General features: G+C 42.1%; 1 protein-coding gene. It reads right to left on the bottom strand.

All coding sequences use genetic code 11. The features are described 5' to 3' along the window. Positions 1-3: 3 nt before the first annotated feature. Complete coding sequence (locus FD723_RS39910; protein WP_179070682.1) at positions 4-24,516, bottom strand: phage tail tape measure protein; 24,513 nt, start codon at positions 24,514-24,516, stop codon at positions 4-6. Positions 24,517-24,666 lie beyond the last annotated feature (150 nt).

The following is a 24,666-nucleotide window of genomic DNA, read 5'->3' as shown; positions in this document are numbered from 1 at the left end:
AAACTATTTCATCCTTTCTACAATATTTCTTAACGAATCTCTCACAGCACGTTCAAATCGAGGATCTTCTAAATACTTCATAAATTCATCGCCAGCACTCTTTCCGTTCTCTGCATTCAGTGTAACCTCAAAGCTGAAATTTATATTTTCTACAACGATTGGAGGACTGCTAGTTGCTGATGTTGTCGTCGCTTGACTTGGTTGAGGTAATGACAAAGCTGGCGTAGGATTGACTGTTGGTAAAACAGTCGGAATCTTACCTTCATTGATAGCACTTAGAAATGCTAAATTTTGTCCCGTTGCTTGAGCATTAACTACAAATTCGCCATTACTTAAATAAGCCGGAATGCGATCGCCGGTACTTGTTCCTGCCCCTCTTACCAAACCACCAACTGCATATTGCTGGGGTGGTTTTGCTGTTTCGGGTGATTTAAAGAAACCGCCAACAAAAGGCAAAGAGCTTAATCCTTGCAAAGCAAAATTAAAGATTCCTTGGATAATCCCCCACAGTGCCTTGAATGGAGCTACCAGCATCGATAAAATTGACTGCCCAACTGTAATTACTGCTTGTCCCAATGCAGAGAAGATAGTCCCCAATCCTCCTACCAAACTCCACAGCAATTTGAAAGTATTAATAATTAAGACAGCTGGTGCTAAAAGAGTTTTCAGCAGGATTCCTCCCAGGAAAATAACTACTTGTATAAGTAAGCTAATTCCTCGAATTACGTTAGTAATCAAGAAACCTAGTACCCTAAAAGGCATCAAAATTGCGTTGACAACACTTTTAACCGCTAACGCCATCAAATCAAAACCCCCACCCCCTTTGCCGCCAAACAAAGCCATAATTGGCTCGAATGGCTCGATCAAAGCTTTACCCGTATCTTGCAGCACTTTCCAGATATTACGGAATTCCGCAGTAATTGTTCCGAAGATGCCGCCAACGATTTCACCAATGCCACTGAATACGCCACTTACAACTTGGAAGACAAAGACAAAGGCAGTTTTGATTAGATAAGCAGCAGCCACAATCCCCAAAATCAGCGGAATGAATGGCGCGATCGCCGCGATTAGTCCGGTGAATCCCACTGCCAAAATTGAAGTAAATATTCCTGCCAAAATGGGGGCAACAAAAGCGATAATCGCGGCAATTCCAGTAATTACCGACCAAATAGTTGTGACAGAGGCAATCACTGGAGCGATCGCTGTCATAATTGAACCAATAATCAATCCAATGTTGGCGATAACTACAAATCCACCAACAATCAGTGCTAGGATTCCCAAAGCTTGAGCAATGGTTTTAATTATCGGCACAATTAACTGGAAGGGGAAAACGATTAAATTCCAGACTGCCTTCCCAACATTGGCGACAACGGAAATTACAGCTTGAACACCACCAATAATCGCCGAGAAAACATTGACGATCGCATTCCAGCCAAAAGCGATCGCACTCCAAACCATCTTGAATCCCGAAACTATTGCATCAACTACCTTATTTAAGGTGTTCCATACACCCCCAAGAACAGCAACCACAACCTGAAAGACAAAGACAAATGCCGTTTTGATTAAGTAAGCAGCAGCGACAATTCCCAGTATCAGAGGGATGAATGGTGCAATTGCCGCAACCAAAGCAGAGAAGCCGGTGGCGAGGATTGAGACAAATATTCCTGCCAAAATGGGGGCAACAAAAGCGATAATCGCGGCAATTCCAGTAATTACCGACCAAATAGTTGTCACAGCGGCAATCACTGGAGCGATCGCTGTCATAATTGAACCGATAATCAATCCAATATTGGCGATAACCACAAACCCACCAACAATCAACGCCAAAATTCCCAGTGCTTCAATGATGGTTTTGATTATCGGCACGACTAACTGGAAGGGGAGAACGATTAAACTCCATACTGCCCTGCCAACGTTGGCGACAACGGAAATTACAGCTTGAACACCAGCAATAATCGCCGAGAAAATGCTGCTAATTACATTCCATGCTGCTTTGGCAAAATCAGTAATTCCTAAAAAGTTGTTTTTGAAAGCTAAGTAGAATGCCCCGACTACCAGTACAACAGCAGCAATCATCAGTAAAACAGGTGTTCCCAATGCCATGATCGATGTCATCGCTGTTTTAGCAGCATTGGACAAGAAGAGGAATGTGCTTGCCATGAAGGAATTTGCTCCCCCAACTACCCCTGCCTCTGTTGTTGAAGCAATTGAGGACTGTGTAGCACCAGTAACTATTGCCAACGCAGATGTCTGTGATGCAACTGCAACGGTAGTTTCTGATGCTGCGATCGCTAAATTTGCTGTAGTCGTTACCGCAGCATCGGCAACAGTTGCAACTTTCTTCCCGACAAAGAAAGCTTTGAGCATTGGCAGAGTTTCTGTAAAATTCAGAATTGCATCAATTGCATCGCTCAAAACAAATAGTGGTGCAGCTAACTGAGGCGAGAAATTGGCGATCGCGTTACCGATGGAAGCGAAAGTCGAACTAACGGTAGTACCTAATTGCTTAAATCTACTAGGCAAAGTCTTATCAACCATTTCGGCGATCGGTTGTTCTGGCGTTGCTTGAGGCGATTCCATTTGCAGCTTCATTTGGTTATAAGCTGCATTTACCTGACGGAACTTCTCAGCATCCCCTCCTTTGTCTGGGTGGTGAATTTGGACTTGTTGTCGATAAGCTTTCTTTAGCTCTTGCAGATTTTGAGGAGCAGCATTCAATCCCAGTAATTTTAAATTTTTGTCTTCTATAGGAGGAGTAGCCCCAGTTTTTCTTTGAGAGTTTACTCCTGGGGGTAGCATTTTCTGTGTGGTTGTGTCTGCTGCTGGTAAAAGTAATTTCAAATTATCTTGAACCGCAGTTGTCTGCGCTGGCAGTAGTTTTCCGGCAACAGCATCGGCAGCAGATTTTCCACTATCTTTAGCTGTCTTCCCTAAATTTTGTAATTTATTTTGAATATCATCTAATGCCGCAGTCCAAGCCTTTTTAATCGTGGATAGAGGACTGGTTGCCAAGTCGTTGATTAATTCAGCGCCAAAACCTTTCGATTTGGAAACAAACCCTTGAACATCAGCAACAACCTTGCCAATGGTTCCTGCCCAAAGATTTTGGACGAAACCCAATACCCCACCAACTATGAGACGAATTGCTGCCATGAAGCCAGTGAATAAAGCCACAGGACTTAGGAAGAAGAAGATACCAGCAGCAACTGTCCCTAAAGTACTCAAGCTAAAAGTGATTGCATCGATGATCGGAGCCAAGGATTGATAAAGGAGATTGGTGATGTAGTTAATTGGTGTAAAAATGAAATTAATCAAAGCTTCCCCCACACCAGCGATCGCCCTCGATACCATCGCGGTAATATCAATCGCCATCAACATTGGCTGCAAGAGGAACATATCGAGTGCTGCACCAAAATTCCTCGAAAAGCTTTCAATACCTCTAGAAATACCAACTATTACCGCACCGACAATTCTAAATGGCAGCAAAATGAAATTTATAATTCCTGCTGCTATTTTGATGAATATTTGAATTACAGTACTAAGCGCACTCACAATAAAGTTGATTGTGCCAGCGATTAGACGCAGAGGAATTAAAATCAGATTGACAACAGCATTCATCGCTGCTCCCAAGGCTCCCCCACTACCCCCACCACTTTGGACTCCCAGTGCAGTAAACAATGGCTGGAATGGTTGAAGAATCATTCCAGCTATCATTTTCAAAGTTTTGAAGATATTCCCTATTTCGTTTTCAAGATTAATAAATACACTGGCAATGGCACTCCAAGCACCTCCTAGCAATAAGCTAAAGAATTCCTTCAGGGCAGTGCCAACCCCAACAACAAAATCACCAATACCGAGGAAATTATTCTTAAATGCTTGATAAAGGACAAACACCCCAGCAGCAATTCCCAAAATTAAGGGAAGAAAGGGTAGCATCGGCGCAATCATGCTCTTGTAAGCAAGTCGCGCCACCCCAGCAACAAATTGGTAGCTACTGGACATAAATGAGTTAGCCCCAGCGATAACTCCTGCTGCTGCACTGGTGGCGCTACTACCTGTAGCAGCACTAGACGCTAAAACGATTGCCGAAGAACCTGCTGCATTTGCTACTACTGCTTCCGATGCGGCGATCGCCCCGTTGGCAATTAAGACTGAGCGCATTACCGGAATAGCTGACTTCAAATCAAAGAAGGCATCGACAAAATCGTTGAGCATAAACAGTGGCGTTGCCAACTGAGGTGCAAAGTTGGAAAGGGCAGAGCCAAAAGACATGAGAACTGAGCGACTACTCTGCCCCAATTTCTCCATTTGCTCAATTTCTTGTTCTGTGCTTTGCTTAATCGCATCCTTACTAGTACCTGTGCTACCCAAACCGGAGAATGGATTTGTAAAAGCATTGCTAACTTTTCTACCCTCTACCTTTGCTACTCCCGAAATTTCCTCTATTTTGGCTTGGACAAATTCAGCAGTTCGTGCCCAATTCTGACGAATCCAGAAAGTTGGGCCAGGAGAACCTTCACTCAAGTCTTGGGAGATTTTTGGCCCTTCCTCCTTGGTTTTCCCCCTAATCTTACTCACTACTCCCATGACCTTCCCGCCAGCTTTGCCCCAGAGGGTATCAACCTTTTGTGCCGGAACTTCAGCCAAGTCTTGAGCGATATTAGCTCCCTCTTCCTTGGTTTTGCCCCTAATCTTACTCACCATGCTGACGATTTTACCGCCAGTCTTATTCCACAAATCGCCAACCTTGGCTAGTGGAGCTTCTAGGAAATTGGCGATCGCCAATGCCAACTCTTGGAATGCTGGGATAGCTTCACCGACAAATTTGAAAACGTTGACGATTAAATCCTTGAGAGCAAAACTGATTCCTGCCACTGCGGTAGTAATCCCGAAAACACCGACAGGAGATAGGATTTTCGCTGCTAGGTCAAAGAATGCTCCCCCAATCTTCCCGATCGCCACCAGGACATCACCAACAACGCTACCAATTCTGACTCCAAACAGCGTCGTATCGGCAATCAACTCCACAATTGCCTTGCCAATTCGGTAGAAAGCTTGCCCAACCTCTCCTAAAGCATCCAGAATCGGTTTAATTGACTGCAACTCTTCGGAAATCCAGACACGGAATCTGGCACTTACTTCATCAATGAAGGTTTTGACTTTGGTACTGATTTCATCAAAAAATAGTTTAAATTTTACAGTTGTTTCTGCTAACTGTTGGGAGACAACACCATAAAAATCTACAAATCCTCGATTTACAAATTCAACTGCTTTGCCAAATTGCTCTTTAATTTCACCACTTAAATATTGAATATCGCCAACAATCTTCTCTACTTTGGCTGTAATTCCTAAGCTGTCGGACAATTCTTTAATTTTTTGGGTAATCGGATCGAATACCGAAGCGATCGCTTTCCCCCAAATTAGCAATATTGCACCCACCAGTTCGATAGCTGGTTTGAATACAGATTGCACGATCTCGGCGAATTGAACAATACCGGAAACGAATCGACCAAGCTGCTTTAAGGCTAGCTTCATCGCTCCAGACAACCCTGCAAACAACCCATCAAACATTTCTTTAACGAATTTCAGTGTTGGTACGAAATACTCAAAAGCGAGTTTTACCGCACCAATCTTCGCAGCCAAAATTGCAATAACTGGATTTAGGGCTAAAAAGGTTGAGGTTAGTCCCAACAATATATAATTAAGATTTTTCGAGAGGAATTTGGTAACTGGAGCTAGACTGGTTTGTAAATTATCAAATTTAGAACCCAATGACTGGACTCCCTTCCCAAAGTTGGCAAACACATATTTAATTGCTTTTACAACCAAATAGAACTCGCCAAACAACAGATAAACAGGTAATACCGCTGGATTGATAATCGCGATCGCCGCAGCAATAGCTACTCCTATACCCTTAAAGGCTTTCAGGTATCCCTTGGTTGCCGAGGTAATTTTTCCTAAGAAAGAGATAACATTGCTAACGGCATCTTTAACTCCAAAAATGAAATTTTTCAGTGGTTGTTTCATTTCTGGAGAGAAGACATCAAGTATTGCTCCCCCTAATTTCCACAGAGCTTTACCTAAATCAACAAATCCACCAATCAAGTTAGTTTTAAATTTTTCAATATCTTGTCCTAATCGCTCAAAAGTCGCACCGATTTTTTGGAACAGGGGAGGAATGGCTGCAAAAAAGTTGTAGATCGATTTAGCCGCATCAAACAAGGCAACGCCAACCCTTACCCCGTAATTAATCACGTACCTTGATGCCCAAGCTGCTTTAGCAGCAAATGCAACAACCTCAATCCCCAACCTCACAAAAATCAAACTGACCTTGAATAAAGCTGGCCCAACTTTTACCGCGAAATCCAGCAAAACTCGTAACGTCGTACCTAGAATCTTCGCAAACATTTGCCCTGTTGTCGCTGCTTTCCGATTCCCCATAGAGACATTGGTTAATCCAGCAATAAATTGCTCTATTCCCCCCACCAAAACCTTAATTTGGTCTTTTAGCTTCCCAAAAGCAATTCCAATTTTTAAAACTTCATCCAATTCTTGAGCAGCGATCGCCCCACGTCGAATTTTCTCAAGTGTCTGCGATATTGCTCCAAACCCAGATTTCAACTCGGTGAAGAATCCGGAAAAGAACTCTGTAGTGCCTTTAAATGCTGTGGTAAAAGCAATATTCATCAGCTTTGCCACATCTTGAGCAGGTTCTAGTAAACCCTTAATAAACCCAATAATTAATTTTGCTGCTTTCTCCCAGGCAGTTGGTATCTTCTCTGTCGGCGAGTGGTTTAGAGCATTGATTAGCTGTTGGGCTATTTTACGAGAAAATTCCACAATTGGATTGAGGATATTCCGGAATCGTTCCGTAAACCCTTCCCACTTCGCCTGAATGCGCTCAATTCCTGCCACTACAGGGTTTGGCAGAAGTTTGAACACCGAGTCAGATTGGAATTTTACCCCAGACAAACCACCCTTAAGGAAACTAAATAACCCTGTGAATTTATTACGGAATTCCGCAATCGCCTTTTTCGCACTACCAGGGATGTCAGCAAAGATTGTCGGAATCGCTTCTCCAAAAATTCGTAATTTATCAAATAATTTCGCAAATACATTCGTCGTTGTCAGAAACTCGGTGAAGGGTTGCCACTTACTTTGCATAAAGGCGAGGACGTTAGCGAAAGTAGTACCCATCACTTCCACGATTTTGATAAATCCGGGAATGAATGAAGTTGTAGCGAGGAAAGCAGCAAGGGATTCCCAGCGTTGCTCTGCCCAAGTTGCAAATTTCTCGATTCCTTGTCCCAGATCAAACATTTGGGCAAAAAATGCGGTGAACATTTGCTTATTTGCAAATGTCGTTAATTTAGCCTCCAATTTATCAAAAAATTGCCACCAGCTAGTGCCAAAATTCCGCAAACCATCAAAGAAGCCAGCAAATTTATTGGGAACACTCAAGACCTCCCTCACCCCTTCCCACTTCTGACCTAATGTTTTCACAAAATCTGCAAATTTCCTGGTGTATTTTTCAGTATTAGTAAACAGATAAGGAATTACCGGAGTAACCTTTAACCAATGGGTAAATTGTCCCCATTTAACTTCTAAAATATTTACGGTAGCGTTGAATTTACCAGAGACATCCTCTAAATCTCGCGGAATCAGCGAGAGGATTTTCTTTTTATTCAGATTTTGAGTAAACTGACTCCATTTTTCGGTCAAGACTACTGTTGTCGTCGCAAAGCCAGATTGGAGTTTATCTAGCTTATCCTCCAAGTTCAGCGATACTGCCACACCTCGCATCGCTTCTTTGGTGGAATTTGCCATATTTTCGACAATTGGTTTTACTTTTTCAGAAGCTTGCGTAAACCCAGTCTCGATAGCTTGTAACACTTCTGGAGAGAATTCTTTCTTGAGACGATTAACAAATCCCTTGGCGAACGAACGCATATATTCAAAGGGAGCCTTTAGAGCAGGGATAGCTGCAACAATCGCAGATATCAATTGGTCGGGAATGCTCAAAATGGCTTTACCTAAAGGCTTCAATTCTGCCATCAGGCGATCGCCAACAATCGAAAAAGTAATATTGGAAAAATCCAATTCTGGGAAAGTAAAGGATTGAATTGCGGTTAAACCTAGTTGAATAAACTCTTTTGCTAATTTAGCGATCGTGATTCGGGCATTATCTACCACACCCAAAATCAAGCCGGGAATACTAGCAACAATACGAATAAAGCGTTTCACTCCCAAAATCAGCATTTCTGCGAGCATTTCCCCGGCTCGTTCTGGAACTTTGAGAATTTGTGCTAAATTCAACAATTGATTTTTGAGAGTCCGAATTGGTGGGAAGATGTTGGCGACAATCTCAAATAAACCCCCGAATACTTCCAGCATCCCTTGTTTAATACTCTTCAAACCAACCTTGAAACCCTGCCCCATCAAAACAAAAGCAGTTTTTAATTCCAAAATCCCGGCATCGAGGAGAGAGGCATCGCCAGTCAAGGCATAAAATACACCTTTAGCAATTTTGCCAAATGCCTTGGCGACGTTAATTACCCCAGTAATGGCAGTATCTAGAATTTGGAAAGCTCCAACTCCGACTTTGGCTGCTCCTACCAAAATTCCTCTTAGTCCTAAGAAATTCGCCACAATCACTGCGGCAACAAAGGCTACACCACCAAGAGCCAAAATGAATGGAGCAAAACTAGTAGCTGAAAGTACTAAAAAGGCGATCGCGCCATTTGTCATCTGGGTGAATCCAGATACTACCCCAGTCACAAAATAACCAAAATTACCGCCAAAATCACCAATCGAATCAGCGAGTTCCCCAAAATTCAGGGTGAATAATGCTTTAGTAGCACGTAATCCAAAATCAACAAAATCCCCACCTAAGACGCCAATGCTCTGCCTAATTTGGGCAATACCTGAAGAGATAGTCCCAGAAGTCGCAAATTGAACTGATATTTTCTCAATTTCTTTGATTGCCTCTTTGGGAGTAGCGACAACTTCGGTTGGTTTTACTGGGGCAGCTACTGCTGTATCTTTTTTCTTTTTAAATGGGTTAAAGGCATCAATCAAGTTCTTCCCTGACTGCACCCCAAAGTCGAGCAATCCACCCAAAGAACCCTTGATTTTCTCGACAGCACCTTCCCAGGCAATTGGTATTTTCTCTGTTGGCGAGTGGTTTAGGGCATTAATTAAGCCGATTCCCCACACTACAGCTTGGGATACCAATGGTAACTCTACAAACCAGGACAAGAAACCCGACCAAGCTTGTTTGATCCGATTGACGCTAGAGACGATCACCGGCACAAGTTTATTTGAGAATTGGCTAGCAGCAGCATTGGTCGCTTTGAGCGTGGACAAGGAAAATTCTGCTCCTGTTTGAGGAGATGTAGCCTTAGCTTGAACATTTGTCGGTGAAGCTACGGTATCAGCACCAAAACCAGAGGTAAAGTCACTCCAAGAACTTTGAATATTTACATTGGTAGAAGCCCAAGTCGATTTCATTAACTCGACTATGGACATAAGAGAATCTAACCCAAACCTTCCCTTGTTAGAGGCGATCGCTGAATCGGGTAAATTTTCACCAGGAGTCACAGACGGAGTTTTCAACAAACTCTGAGAATTTAAAAATTCATTGGTTGCTCCACCAACACTTGCTCCGGCTAAAACTCCTGCTGCTGCATTTAAAGGAGCTACCCCTGTTGCTTCCTTAAATGCTTTGTTCCCCACTTTCAACAAAGTTGATACCAACACAGTCTTTTGTAAAGCTGCTACCATCGCACTTGTAACAGCAGGAATCGCTGCTCCACTAGCGATTGGAACTGCTCCTGCCAATAATACTGGTAATATTTTTTGCAATAACTCGTAAACGCCGACAGAAGCTCTCCCAAGCTGGGCAACAATTTCCGTCTGCCCAGATTCCTCTAAATGCTTCATCGACTCAATTTCTGCTTTGTTTTTTACATAAGCTGCACCAACGGCAAGAGCAATTTTGCTAACTAGTGGATCTTTGATGCTATCGAGGAAAGATGCGGTAGTTTTTTCTACATCTATACCGGAATTATCAGGTAATGGAACCACCAAAGATTTGAGAGTTTCTAAATTATTTGGTGCTGCCAAATTCTTTAATGGCGCTAGGGGAGCTTTTTCCGCACCCCAAAGCGAGTTTTTGATTGGGTCTGGGGCATTCAAGCCCATCTTGAACATTGCTTCCATTCCTGGAGAAGGCTGAACTCCCAACTGTTTGTACAGTTGGTCTTTGACAATCTTAGTAATTACTTCCTGATTGGGATCTGCCAATACATGGTCTAATCCAGTTCCGGAATTTTTGGCAAATTGTATTGCTAGTTGTTTGTAAGCTTGGTCTTCAGCAATGGCACCAAACTTCTCCTTGCTGGGATTTTTTAATGCTTCAACCAGACTCGCCTCCATCTCTGGAGAAATCTGAACTCCTAACTTCTTGTACGCTTCCCCTTTGGCTATATTGGTAATATTCTCTTTACTGGGATTTGCCAATATATCTGCAATGCCAGCCTCTATCTCTGGAGAAGGATGAATTCCGATCTGCTTGTATGCTGTAGCTTTAGCAAAATCAACAACTTTTTCTTTATTTAGATTTGCCAAGACATCAGTAACGTTGCCTCCGACTTTTTGGGAAACCTGATTTTTTAAATATTTATATCCTTCATCTTTAGCTAAATTGACAACTTTTTCCTGACTGGGATTTTTTAGTATATCTGCAATACCAGCTTCCAGTTCTGGGGAAGGATGAATTCCAAGCTGCTTGTATGCTGCTTCCTTGAGGGAGCCAGCAGCTTTTTTCTGATTTATATCTCCAAAGATATCAGCGACTTGTGCAGTTTTATCTATTTTTTTGTCAACCTTATCTATAACACCATCAACCGATTTAGATAAAGATTTATCAATTAATTTACTTGCTTCTTCCGAAACTCCCGGAAGTTCACCAATACTACTACTAATATTTCCAGTAGCTCTTTCCCAAGCCATTTGAGTCACATCGGCGGCACCATGATTTAGGAAACCAACTAACTGCGTTCCGACTGCCGATGCTGGAGTAACCAACGTATCTAAAATTGTTCCAAATCCAGAGGCAAAACCGTTCCAAGAGTTATCAATAGCATCAACAGCATTGATAGCACCATTTTTTATAAAATTAATAGCATCTTCATAGGATTTCTTTGCTTGACTTAATCCTTTCACTGCTTGAAGAACAATTTTTCCAGCATCAGTTTCTAAAGGTGCTTCATTAAGTTGATTGAAATTCTTCCTCGTATTTTCTACAAGGAATCTTGGCTCTACTAAATTAGGATCGTAAAGTGGGCTAGAAAGAGAATCTGTAGAAATCGTACCAGTTTTATATCTCTTTTCAGGGTTAACTATAGGAGTATCAGTTGTTTTAAAATCAGAGTTATTTTTATAGAAAAAAGCATCTCCATGAAAATCGCCAGGAAATCCACTCTTCATCTTTTTGAGATAATCTTCTGCTCCTATTTTTTCCTTGAAAGTGTAATTTTTGGCTGGTAAAAACCTTTCACCTGTAGCTGAGGCAGCATCATTAGAATTAACAAAGTTATTGATCTCTGGCACAGCTAATCCTTGCTGTTTCATGCGAGAGACTTTCTGCTTGTATTGATTATCGGTTGCTGTATCTACACCCAAAGGATCAAAATTATAAACTTTGTCTACATATTGTGGAAACTCTGCTGCTACTCTTTGAGCTATAGCTGTTCCCAAACTCCAGCCAGTTATATCTGTCTTTTTGCCATAATCTTGGTAGTTTTGTTTTAAAACTTCACCAATCTGCTCTTTTAAATTAGTGAAAGATTCATCGCCAACACCTGTCTGAAAAATGTCTTTTGATAAAGATTCTCCGGTGGCATATCTAATCACAAGAAGAGGATTGTCTTCTACGGATGCATCAATAGGAGCAACAACTACCCCTCCAGAATCAGTCAAAGCATCGTAAACATAATTAACAACTTGCTTGTTTTGCGAATGGATAACTTTTAGGGAGGATTTGATTTCATCTGATAGATCGTTGTCTATTGCTGGTGAGGATGGATTTTTTCTTTGATTGATATCAGCTAATACTAAATCAGGTAAAGAATTAACAGCAACGCCACCTCTTGCCAGTTTTTCCATACCCCCATACTTAGCAGATTCAGCCTCTGTAAAAGTAGGTTTATGCTGGAAAGGATTGATAAACTTTTTCCCAACATTTTCGCCTGGGGAACTATTATCTTTTGCTGGCGGTACCACTTTAGGGTTAACCGATTCAGTCTCTAAAACAGTAGGTTTGCGTTGAAAAAGGTTGCCGAAGAATTTTCCAGCACCTGTAGCAAACTGAGAAATTTTGGTTGGGGCATCAAGCAAAAATCCAAAGAGATTAACAATAGTACTAGTAACATTCTTGACCACATCTAGAATGCCTAAAAAGACTGCCTTCAACCCATTCCAAGCTGCACTAATATTTCCTACAGGGTTTGAGAGGAATTTGAATAACAAAAACCCTACTCCAACAGCAGTAGCGACGATTCCAGCCAAGATCACTCCCATGACCAAGCTCATACCTTGCCACGCAATTGGTATCTTCTCAGTTGGCGAGTGGTTTAGAGCATTAATTAATCCCATTCCCCAGGAAACAGCCTGAGATACCAATGGTAATTTTACAAACCATTCAACAAACCCCACCCAAGCATTTTTAACTTCAATCGCCGAACCCCCAATTTCTGACAAAGCTTTACCCATTTGGGTAATTTCGCCAATACTCCCTGGTTTGGGTTCTTTTGCCTGATACATTAGCGAATCTTCATCATCGCTTTCTAAGGGGGATTTGGGAGGGCTTGCATTGGTTTTACCAAGGGCAGAACGGTTAAAAATATGAGTGTATAAAAATTCAACAGATTCCACAATCGAGCGAATTCGATACAAGAATTTCGCTATTTCCGCGATCGTGGCATTCAACGCCGTACCTTGCCCTGCCAAAGGACTCATTACCCTATGCAAGTAAGCCACAGATTTGATAATTGTCGTTAAACTTTTGAAGAAATTAGCAATTTCGGCAATTGGCTGTTGCAAAGGTTTGATTAAATTTGCCGCAGCATTGATGGGAGTCATCAATGCACCGATAATATTTTGGAAGAAGCCTCCTTTTTCAGCACCAGGAGTTGCTGCTGCTGGCGGTGAGGCTGGCTGTTCTGGAGAAACGACTTTAGGCGATCGCTTGAACAAATTTGCAATTGGTGAGAAGATAGCTCCAATCGCTTGACCGACACTCGAACCTGCTTGCAGCAACCAGTTGAAAACGTTGCCAATCCTTGCTTGCATTGCTTCCCAGGCTTCCGGAATTCGTTCCGTTGGCGAGTGGTTTAAGGCATTAATCAACCCTTGAGCAATATCCAGCGCTGGTTGAATAATCGGCATTAATTTAGGCCCAAAAGCCTCAGTAAACTTCTGCCATGCATTTTGAATAAAACCAATCGGAGCAGCAAAGGTTTTCCCTAAGAAACCACCAATTCCTTGAACAATACTTCTAATTCCCAAAAAGTTAGTTTTAAAGGCAAATAGCAAACCAGCGATCGCGATCGCAACTGCACCAATACCCAGTACCATTGGCGCAAAGGCAACTTCCCCAAATCCAATTACTCCAGCTATAGCTCCACCGATACCTGTAACCCCGCTAATTACTGCCCCAGATACTGCCCCAATTGCTCCGAGAGATTGAGCAAAGGCAGTAAACAACGGTGTCGCAATACCGCCAACAGCACCAAGTAGAGTAAAGATTTCAAAGAATTTTGACAATTGCTGGGAAGTATCCTCACTGATAATTCCCATTGTGGAGAGGGAGTAGGATGCCGTTTGCATCGCAAAGCCAACTCCGGTAACTGCTGCCCCAATCGCAAATCCAGCTTTGCCAACGCTGCCAACTGCATTTCCGATTCTATCCAAAAACCCTACAGACTTCTGAGAAGCAGCTTTCATGCTTTGAGTAACTTGATTGCTCGCAGTTCCCATCGTCTCGGTAATTTTCTCTCCAGCTTGCCCTGCTGACTGCGCCATTTCTCCCATATTTTGAGAAACTGAATTTTCAGTTTTATCCCAATTATCACGAGTTTTTGCTGATGGGCCAGGAGAAGCTTCCGAGATCAATCCGAGAATTCTTGCTCCAGTCCAGGCAGCACGCTTGACCATCGACCACCAGGAGTTACCAGTAATATGGTTGGCAGAACGTTCCCAAGCATTCTGACTTCGCAGCGCTGCACCTTGGAAATAAGTACCCAATTTCGCCGTGACACTACCTGCTTTATCGAGAACAGAAGCAAATGCTTTGTTAATTAAAGGTGTAACTTGCACGATTTCGGTAAGAATGCCATTTCGCACATCCATCCCGTGTTGTCGGTACAAATCGTCTGTCATGTATGGAGCAGTTCGGCTTTTTTGCTCAACACCAATTGTCCTTTGGCGATTACTAGTAGCTTTTTCGGCAAATTTGCTAGTTAAATTCTCAAACCGTTTACCAACATTGGTGAAAACGCCATCTAGTTTACTCACCAATTCCCCAACAACGTATTTGGGTGAAGAGAATTTCGCCATCAATTCTCGTTGGGGAAGCAGCTGGTTTAATTTTGATTGAGCAATTTCAGTTTGGCGACGACCTCTTTCTTGCAATTCTGGGGAATAAGGTACGCTGCTGAATTTCTGCCCAATGGCTAAACGTCGCCTTTCGTCAGCGATTTGCTTGTCCAATCCTTTTAGCTGCGGAGTTCGGAATAAACCCAATACCGCATCCTTAACGCTAGTAAACGCATTTTTAATTTTCGAGAAAAAGCCTTGTCCTTGTGCTGCTGATGCTCCTGACTCTACTTGGTTAGTTATCGTTTGGTACAATCCTCGAACTGCACTAACAACCTTACCAGTAAAGGATTGAGCGCCATCACTGTTTGCTGAAGCTGCTTGAGCGGTGAAAAATTGGGAAATTTGACTGCCTTTGTTGGCGATGAAATTTGCGAATTTATTGATAATTCCACTAAAAGGATTTTTACCAAAAACAGTATCGATTTTTCCAGCAAATTGATTTAGACCCAGAGCCAAATTCGTTCGCAGTTTTTCAACAGTATTACTAAAGGTAGTCAGAATTTCGCCTTTAAATCCCCGAACAATATCCTTGGCCACTACCTTGGCAACGCTAACAATTGCTCCTCCCCCAGTTTTATTAACGATGCTCACAAAATCCTTACCAGCATCCATGAATAGCTTCGGTATCTTCTTTATGAGCAATAACTGGAATGGCGTTGCCATTGCACTAGTGAATTGAGCGTTATTCAGAATTTTGTCTTGTACCTGTTTATCGGTGATTTTGAAGGCTGATTCTAAGGATTTCGCTACTTTATCAACATTCAAACCTTGAATTTTCAAAACTTCCGCAACAGTGTATTTCGCTTTTTCGCCAATTTTCGCGATCGCGCTATTGATATCTGCTTCTGATAATCCTTGGCGAGAGAGCATTTGTCTTACGGCATCTTGGCTTTGTGCCCCTTTGAGGACAGAAACTAGAGCTTTATTGGCATCGACACGGTTCAGATTTTGTTTCGATTGCAAATCTCGCAACAAGCGACTTTGCATTTCCACGCGATCGGCTGGTCTACCTTCGTTGCGGTATGTCTTCCCACCTTTAACCACTGTCCCTTTAGGATCTCTGACTAGCTTTTCTTCCCCTAACGCCATTACCCCTTCTAGGGAGTTATCTCTATTAGCTTGAAATTGTTTCTTTAATTTGTTAATGCTAGAAACTAGGTTTAAATTTTGAAAATCCTTTTGAATATTCTGGACAAAGTTTTTAGAATTGAGTTTTTGAGCGTTATATAATTTCTCAATACCAGCAGTAAAGTCTTGGTAAAAATTTCTAATTGGGCTAACGATTTTCGCTGCTAGCGATGGCCCGATAATAGTACGGGATAGGCTTGACTCAAGATCGTTAATTTTCCCTGCAACCCCTTGTTTAAGATTTTCAGCTTGTACCTCAAAATTATCAACATAGGCTTCAATCATTGACTCAATTTGAGCCATTGGGTTTTTTAACCCTACTTCTTGAATTCGGCTCAAAGGAGCGACACCTTTTCTCCCCAAACCCAATTTTTTCTGAATTTCTTCGTAGAAGTTTGAAATATCGTTATTTATATCGTTGATAAAGTTACCACGACGGATAAAATTACTTAATATATTTTTAGTCTGCTCGTCATTAAGTTTTGCTAACTCCTCAAATTGTCTATCGTTTACAGATGCATTACCTGTAATATTTAACTCTTTCTTGATCTTCTCCTCGCCTAACAGCAAATTGATTTGGTTGATTAATGCATCTCTATCCTTGATACTAATTTGTCCGCCCAAAGGATTTCTGTTAGCACCTTTTTGAATGTATTGCTGTAGCTGTGTCTTTTGTTCGAGGGTTAATTTATCAACAATTACTTTGTGGAACTGATTTAACCGATCCACAGTATCAATAGAAAAGCCAGAAATCAATGGCGTGAACTTTTGAATAATTGCATTTACATCTGATTTGAAAGGACTATCATCCTGACTAACGTCAAATTTCCTAGCTCTATTTTTAATAAAGTTTTCTAGAACCGCTCTTTCTTTTTCTGTGATTTGTTTTTCGGCATAAAAAGCATCTTTTTGTGTAGCATAGTTAAAACCTGCATTAGCAAATATAGCTTTCAAACCTCGCTCTCTCAATTTGGCAGCAAAAGATGATTCCTGGGAGTTACGATTTGCTAATGCATTAGTCCGATCTTCTACTTCTTGAATACGACGCAGAGTCTTTCTGTTGGACTGAAACTGTTCGATTACTTGGGGCAGTCCAGTAAAACCAAACAGAGCTTGAAATAAAGATTTACGTGCCTTCCCTCCTTCCTTTACAAGCCCTGAAGTTTGCTGTGCCAACTGTTCAATACCTTGGGTAATTGCTTGCGAACCAGTAGCAATTTGAGGTAAATCTTCAATCGATCTAGCCGCTTTCATAGCTGCTTCTACATTCACACCGCGAAAATCAGAAAATGCCTCCATATTTCTGGCAAGTTCTTTAGTCTGCAATTCATTAAGTTGCAAGACCACTGCATCTAAGGCTTTTTCAAAAGCTACTACATCGGTATTACTTATATCCTTGAGTTGCTTCGCCAACTTATTTAAAACATCTAAGTAAGTTTGACCCGCAGGCATTCCAGAAACAGTTCCAGTCCCTGTCTGCGTTACTTTTTCCAGTCTCGCCATCCTATCCTGCATAGCATTTTGAAACTGCCCTCGTCTTTGATCTGAGCCTATTCCAGCACTGGAATTTTTAAATATTCTTAGCAAATCCTGCCTGAAATCTTGGGAGTAAGTAGCTTGTCCAAGCATTTTAAGTTTTGCTTCTTCATTTACTCCTCGCAGATTTTTGTCTTGCTTATATTTATCCAACTGCATATCAAAGGAAGTGGGACTATAAGCACTCTTGCCCAATGCAGCATCTGGTACTTTAAACATTTTCACGTACAGACTATCAGCCTGGAACGTACCTATATGTAAATTTTCCATCGTTTTTTGGAAGTCTGCGATGATAGTTTGCAAACCAAATCCGTCTTTTTTCGCTAGGTTTTTCAATACTGCATCTGGGACTTGATCTACTTTGTCGTATTGCTGAAAAGTAGCAGTTAGTCCTGATTTATTGGCAATATCAGCACGAGACTTTTGAAAACCCGATTCATCACTTTCGGTTAATCTTCTTTGAGCTTCTGTTTGGGCTTTGCCTTTACCTAAATCGGTCAATTCTAATCTTTCGATACCAAAGCGATTGCGTTTCTTCTCTAACAATGGGGCAATTTCATAGGAGAAGCCATCATCTCTTTGTCCTGTACCGCCCAAAACTTTGGCTCTTTCGGCAACATTCCCAGATTTTGCACTTTTTCTGTAATCAGCTAAAACTTGCTTCTCGGTTTCCTTGAGAAGCTTTTCCATGCCTTGCTGATATTTAGATGCTGCCTTGAGCTTTGCAACTCGCTGCTCACCCAAGAATGAAGCTCTTTCTTGTTGTTCGGGATCTTGGGAATAAGCAAAGGGATTCGCCACACCAGCAATGCTACTTCTAGAACGAACTGCATGAGCTTTCTCGCCAAAGAAAACTTGCGATCGCGTGGAAGTCGCTACGTTTTTGGCAGCATTGCCCAGATTCTGCATCGCTTCAACTGCTTGGATGATTCTGCCAACTATTTGCAAAATCCCATTGGAGACTAAATTAAATGCTCCCCCAACATCTCGTTTGATAATAAAGGCGATCGCGAATATCCCCGCAGTTACCAATGGCAGCGATTTTACGAATTGTTCTGCTACCCCAGCGATGAATTCTGTTAAATCTGGGGGAATATAAACGTTTAACAAACCCACCATTGCTTGCAGGGCATTGGTCAAAAATTCTATCGGGTTAGCCAATGCCTGGATAATGGCTTCGATATTTTTAAAACCTGTTTTATATTCATTAACTAAAAATACCGTTACCCCAATCAAGCCTGTCATCGCAAACTGGAATGGGTTGATGATGCCATAAATAAACAGTAAAACGTCTGCTACTGCTCCCAACTCCAGCCAGAATTCTCGGACAAATCCTACCAACTTGTCTAGCTGTAGTTGTTTGATATAAACGTTGACAGTTGCAGTCACGTCTCCAAATATCTGCTCGACTTGTCCTTTGAAAAGATTCAGTAACCGGATGCTCTCGCCAATTGGATCACGAATCAATCTGCCAATTTCCGCAAAAGTTGCCTTAATAGTATGAACAACAGAGGTAAAGACAGAAATGACCAATCTGGCAAGACGCACAATAGTTTGGTTAATCGCAAATGAGATCACACCAGCAATATCACTAGTTATCTGTCTGAATAATGGGCCAAAATGCCCTTGCATCAGTGCCACGATCGCGTCGCCGTATTGTTCGGTTTTGATTCTGATTAACTGCAAACTGCTTCGCAATACCATCAAGGCAACATCCAAGGCAGCAGTTACCCCAATCGGAATCAGCAGCAAGAAGTTCCCGATTGTCGCCTTAAAGATATTCGCCAAAATTGAGGAGATGCCCACCAATTCATGAGTTGTCACCCCAACCACCAATCCAATCAAGTTGAATGCAGATTGGATGGCTTTTATGTACCCTGGAACTTGTTTGGCAAAAGCAAACAGCTTCTCGCCAACATCCACCACAATGAACCGCATCACTGATAACGTAGTGGCCACAGGAGAAAGACTAACTCCAAATACCTGTGTATTGGCGATCGCTTCGAGAATTTCTTTGTTAAGTGGTTTCAGTACCGTGTACCAGAAAATCGTGGCCATTGCCAAACGTCCAACTATTTGGACAACTGGCGAAACTAGCATTAAGCCACGCAGCAGATTGATCAAAACCCTGACAAAGGGGACTTGCGATTCTAGGATTTTCTCAATCGGTACAAGCATTTGCTTGTTCAACAGTCTGGACTGTCGCATGGCCACAGCCAAATCTTCTGGACTTGCCAAAACTTGGAAAAGTTCAGCTTGCTTGCGTTTGACAAAATCGATGGGAATCGCCGTTTGCAATCCAATTCGCAGCAGAGAGTTAAATAGCTTTTTACCACCGAAGAACAAGTCAAACGGGTTGATATAGTTAAACCCTGTGGTAAAACCGAGAATTTTATCTGGTTGGATTAATTTAGAAAAGCCACCGGTGCGGAAATATAAATTTAAGAGTTGGAAGGCAACGCGAGGGTCAAACGCTTTCAAAATTAATTGAGCAACTGGAGCTAAACCCTCTCTCAATACATAAAGGATGCCGCCAGCAATCTCTGTCACCACTTTCAAATATGCCGGAATTAATGCCTTAAATTGCTCAATCGGGAAAAATCTGATTAATAAATTAAAATAACGTGGCGCTGCTGCCAGGATTAGGTTGACAGTACCCAAAAATACCGTTGACAAAGCCTTACCAACAATGGGAATCCTTTCTAGCAATATAGCGATCGCGCTAGTGATATTTAAAATTGCACTAACTGTTGCTCTAGCAATAATTCCCGGCAACTGCGGTAAGAAAGCTCTCGCTGCTCCAAAGGCTGATACCACCCCTTTGCTCAATTCTTGAATAACTGCGGTAATTGGTAAAGTTACTAAAGCATTAAATACATAAATAACTGAATAAATCACAGCACCCAATGTTTTCAGTGCTGCTGGCAAAATACTGCTAGTTAAAAATTGCATCACCCCTTTGAGGGCAGGAGAAGCGAACAACTCTTCCAATGCTTTCCTGGCTGGGATAATCACCGTTAGAAACGGCACCAATGGCGGTAGGAGTGCCGGGAATATTTGGAAAGATAAAATTGGCTCTAGGGCTGATTGGATAATTTTGCCAACTTCCTGTGCTGTACTACCCACACCTTTAAGGTAGGTTCGCAACAGCACCAGAAAATTGTTTAAATTTTCTTGGAATTGTGTATAAGTTTTATCAAAGTCAAACTTAAAAGTAAAAGTAGCTGCACCAGGAAATAAGCTGGGCATACTGCGAATAAATTCAGTAACTCCCTGGCTGAGAGCCTCATTGATAATTTGTTTTAAATTGGTGTCGAATAAGTTGTAAAACCCTTGGGTAATTTGCATTCCCAAGACAGGCAAGATATCGACAAATTTTGCTACCCCTTCCTCAAACCCTCGTAGCACACCAGTAGAAATGGCGATCGCAATTGCCCCAGGTAAGCCAAAAGCAATCGCTCTAGGGATACCGCTATTAATCAATCGCGCCAATTCCGGGACAATCAAAGCTGCCTCTTCCCTTAACTGGGGAATGAGCGTCGCAGGAAGAGAGGCGATCGTTAATAAGGTAAATCCTAATAAATCTAAATTTTTAATCGAATCGTTGATTAATCGCGTTTGCAGTTCTCCAAACGAACTAAACAAGCCACCAATTGGTTTTAACTGACTTGCTCCGGCAATCAACAAACTGATAGTGGTTTCAAATATCCGTTGTTTCGCCACCATCTGGTCTTCACTGGATACATCCCCAATCCCGATGAAGGCTTGATTGACCAAAATAGCAGAATCCCGTAATCTCACAAACAGATTTTGGAGGAACTCTACCGTCATCCCCCACTTCTCGCGAATCTGGTAAGTTGGCCCTGGTGAATTCTCTGCTAAAGCACTCACCAGTAACTGTCCTATCCCTTGGACAAAGCGAATCAAAGGACTCAATCTATCCTGTATTGCTTTAACCGTCCTATCCCAAATGCTGGCAATTAAGGCACCAGCTTTCAAGAGAACTTGAGCTATCTGTGGGATAAAGTTGCCAGCAATGGCAGCTAAAACAGTAGCAATCAGTAACTGAGTTGGATTGATAAAACCTTGAACAAAAACAAATATAAGTTCAACTTTTAGTAGAGACATTATTGTTCGCAGAAAGACTGGTAACGCTTCAGCGTAAGATTTACCAATGCTTTCAATAATTCCCTGGAAAAAGTACAAGCTGGCGGAAGCAATTAAGGCATGAATCGGATCAACGATCACTGCTAATCTTGCGACAGCTAGTCCAAGTTGCAAAAACGGTAAAACCATCCGATCCAACGTCGGAATCATCTCCACAAAACCCCTTCCGACTGCCGCTGCGGAATTCCGTAATCTCACAAACAGATTCTGGAGGAACTCTACCGTCATTCCCCATTTCTCGCGAATCTGGTAAGTTGGCCCTGGTGAATTTTCTGCTAAGGCACTCACCAACAGTTGCCCAATATATTGCACAAAGTCAGCAAACGGTTTCAGCACATTCCGAATCGCCGATATTGTCCCTTCCCAAATTGCCACGATCTTCTCACCAGCAAACACAAAGGGGAAGAGAATGGCATCGCCTAAGCTTTTACCAATCTCTTCCCCTTTATTAGAGAAAAGTACAAATGAATCTGCTGCCATCTTAATTGCATTGGCAACAGTTGTGAACAATGGCGTGATCGCTCTAAACCCTCCAGAGGTACTAATTCCCAAAAAGTCCAACAACGATTGAGTTAATCCCTTAATCAAACCAAAAACAAAACCCACTGGTGCGGCGATCGCACTCAACACAGTTCCCAATAAGTTAAACCCAGGAACTACTTGCTCGATCAGAGCATTCAACAGAATAAATGAACCAACGGCGATTCCTAAAGGAGAAAGCACAATAGATCGGGACAGCAGTAAGAAGGCTTGGCTAGTCCGGACTGCTTGACTTGCTAATGCTCGTAACCCAAAAGTGGTTTGTTGAAATGTCGAAGTTGTCGCTTTTTCAAAATCTCTTGCTAAAGTCCGATTTCCAACAAAAAAGGTTTCTAGTGAGTTTGTACCTTTAAAAGCATCCTGGGTAGTTTCGAAAAAGCCAGTTAGGGGGATCAGACTAGCTGCCATTGAGGTAGATGCCAAATTAGCCACGGAAAGAGCTTGTTGGAACCCAAATAAAGCTGCACCGACAGTTCCAATGGTGACAGCCAATGCTCCCAGCCCTACTGTCAACAACGCTGTGACGCTAATTACACCCCTGACCGGAGCAGGTAAATTTGCTAAAAATAAAGCCAATTGAGTCAGGGCATCGGTGATACTCCGAATCAAAGGTGCAAGTGGCTCAATAAATCCTATTTGCACCGCTTCGATAGCAGAACTCAAAGAACGGAAGGAACCTGCAAGGTTATCTTCCATGATTGATGCCATGATTTTGGCAGAACCAGTTTTAGTTTTAAATTCAATTCCCATCTGCTCCATCGCTGACGATACTCTGGCTATAGCTATGTCTGCGTTGGGTGATTGCGTGATCATTGCATCCAACAGATTTTCATCTGGAGATACTTTCAGGTAATCTTGCAGTTTTTGAATATCGGATTTATTTAGAGTTTTTAAATTTCCTTTTAGCAAAGCTACATTCGCTTCGTTAATCATCCCTACTGCTGCTTGGTAATTGGGTGCAGCACGAGAAACAGCACTAAAAATATCTTCACCTTCATTCAGCTTCAAGCCTTTGATTTGGGTGAAATATTGAATCATCTGCTCGGTATTACTAGAACTCCCAATATCTGCTAGGGCTAGTCGATTTAACTCGTTAATCTGACCCAAGGCAGCAGCAACACCAGACAAAGCAGTAGTGCCGAAAACATCCTTCAAAGATTTAACTTGCTTCGATTGCGATACTTCCGCGATCGCCTCAATATCGTCTCCAGCATTTTGCAGAGATTTTAATGCTGTCGGATCTATTTGCAATTTATCGTTGAATTCATTTAGAATTTCAATAATATTTCGCATATCGCCATTACTGCTGGTAAGCTCAATTCCAAATTCTGCTAGGGCAGCACTACCCGCTTTGGTTGGCGACGCTAATCTTAAGAATGCTCCTCTAGCAGCAGTCCCAGCCTTATCTGCTTGAATTCCCGCATTGGACATGACGCCGATCAACGCAGATGTCTCTTCTACCGATGCGCCGAATAATTTAGCATTCGGCGCAGCATAGCTCATCGCTATCCCTAATTGTTGAATATTTGTATTGGAATCAGCAGAGGCTCTAGCCAAAACATCAGTTAAGTGTCCTACCTCTTGGGTTTCCATTCGGAACCCACTCAAGATGTTAGTAGAAATTCCAGTGGCTTCAGCCAACTCCAATTGCCCTGCCGAAGCCAAGCTCAACGTCGATCCTACAGCAGTCAAAATTTGGTTGGTTTTAAACCCTGCCGTACCCAGTGCTACTTCCGCCTCAGCTGCTTCTTGAGCGGTAAACCGAGTTGATGCACCTAAGATATTAGCTCGTTCTCGTAAAGTCTCAAGCTCTTTACCTGTAGCTCCGACAGTGGCAGCAACAGCAGACATCGTATCATCGAAACCTTGATAAAGTGCGATCGCATCCTTACCTTTACTCAAAACATTTTCGTTAAATACAACTTCGCCAGCATCTTTCAGAAAATTAAATTCACCAACTCGCGATTGAGCTTTGGAAGCATCGCGTTGTAAATCCTGCATCTTCAGTTGGTTCTGCATCACCTTCTCTTGACGTTGCAAGGTGGCGACAAATTCGCGATCGGCAGTGGTATTTCCTTGAACTTGTTCTTCTAACCGTTTCAAAGATTGAACGTAGGCATTAACTTGAGTTTTGGCTCTTTTGAATTGCTGGTCGTCTGTCAGTTCGCCAAAATCAACTAAACGTACTTCTTTTTGTAAAGCTCTAAATTCTCGTTTGAGTGGTTCAATGCGTTTTTGAGCAACGCGAAAGGCATCGCCCATTTGATCCATTGCTCTAGAAGTTCTAGCGGTACTTCTAGTAGATTGCGACATTTGTTGGCTGATTTGCGCTCCAATATCAGTGCTTTGGGTCGTCCTAGAAAGCCTGTCAACAGCAGTTTCAATCCCATTTAATTGAGACAATATAGTACGTAAATTTTGTTTTGTAGTGTTGGTTGTGGCAAACTCAAACTGCGCGGACAAACCCCAGAAATCAGTTTCCATACAAAAATAGCCGCTCTTGAGAAGCGGCTTGCCTTGATATTTAAATAATTAATCTGGTTTATTGTAGCAAACGGGTTAATATATTGAAAGTTGCTTATTTTGCAACCCCTTTATACAAACGAACCCCTTATCTATGGAATCAGATAAGGG

The sequence above is a fragment of the Nostoc sp. C052 genome, assembly GCF_013393905.1.
Lineage (GTDB): Bacteria > Cyanobacteriota > Cyanobacteriia > Cyanobacteriales > Nostocaceae > Nostoc.
This window is presented reverse-complemented; position numbering and strand designations above follow the sequence as displayed.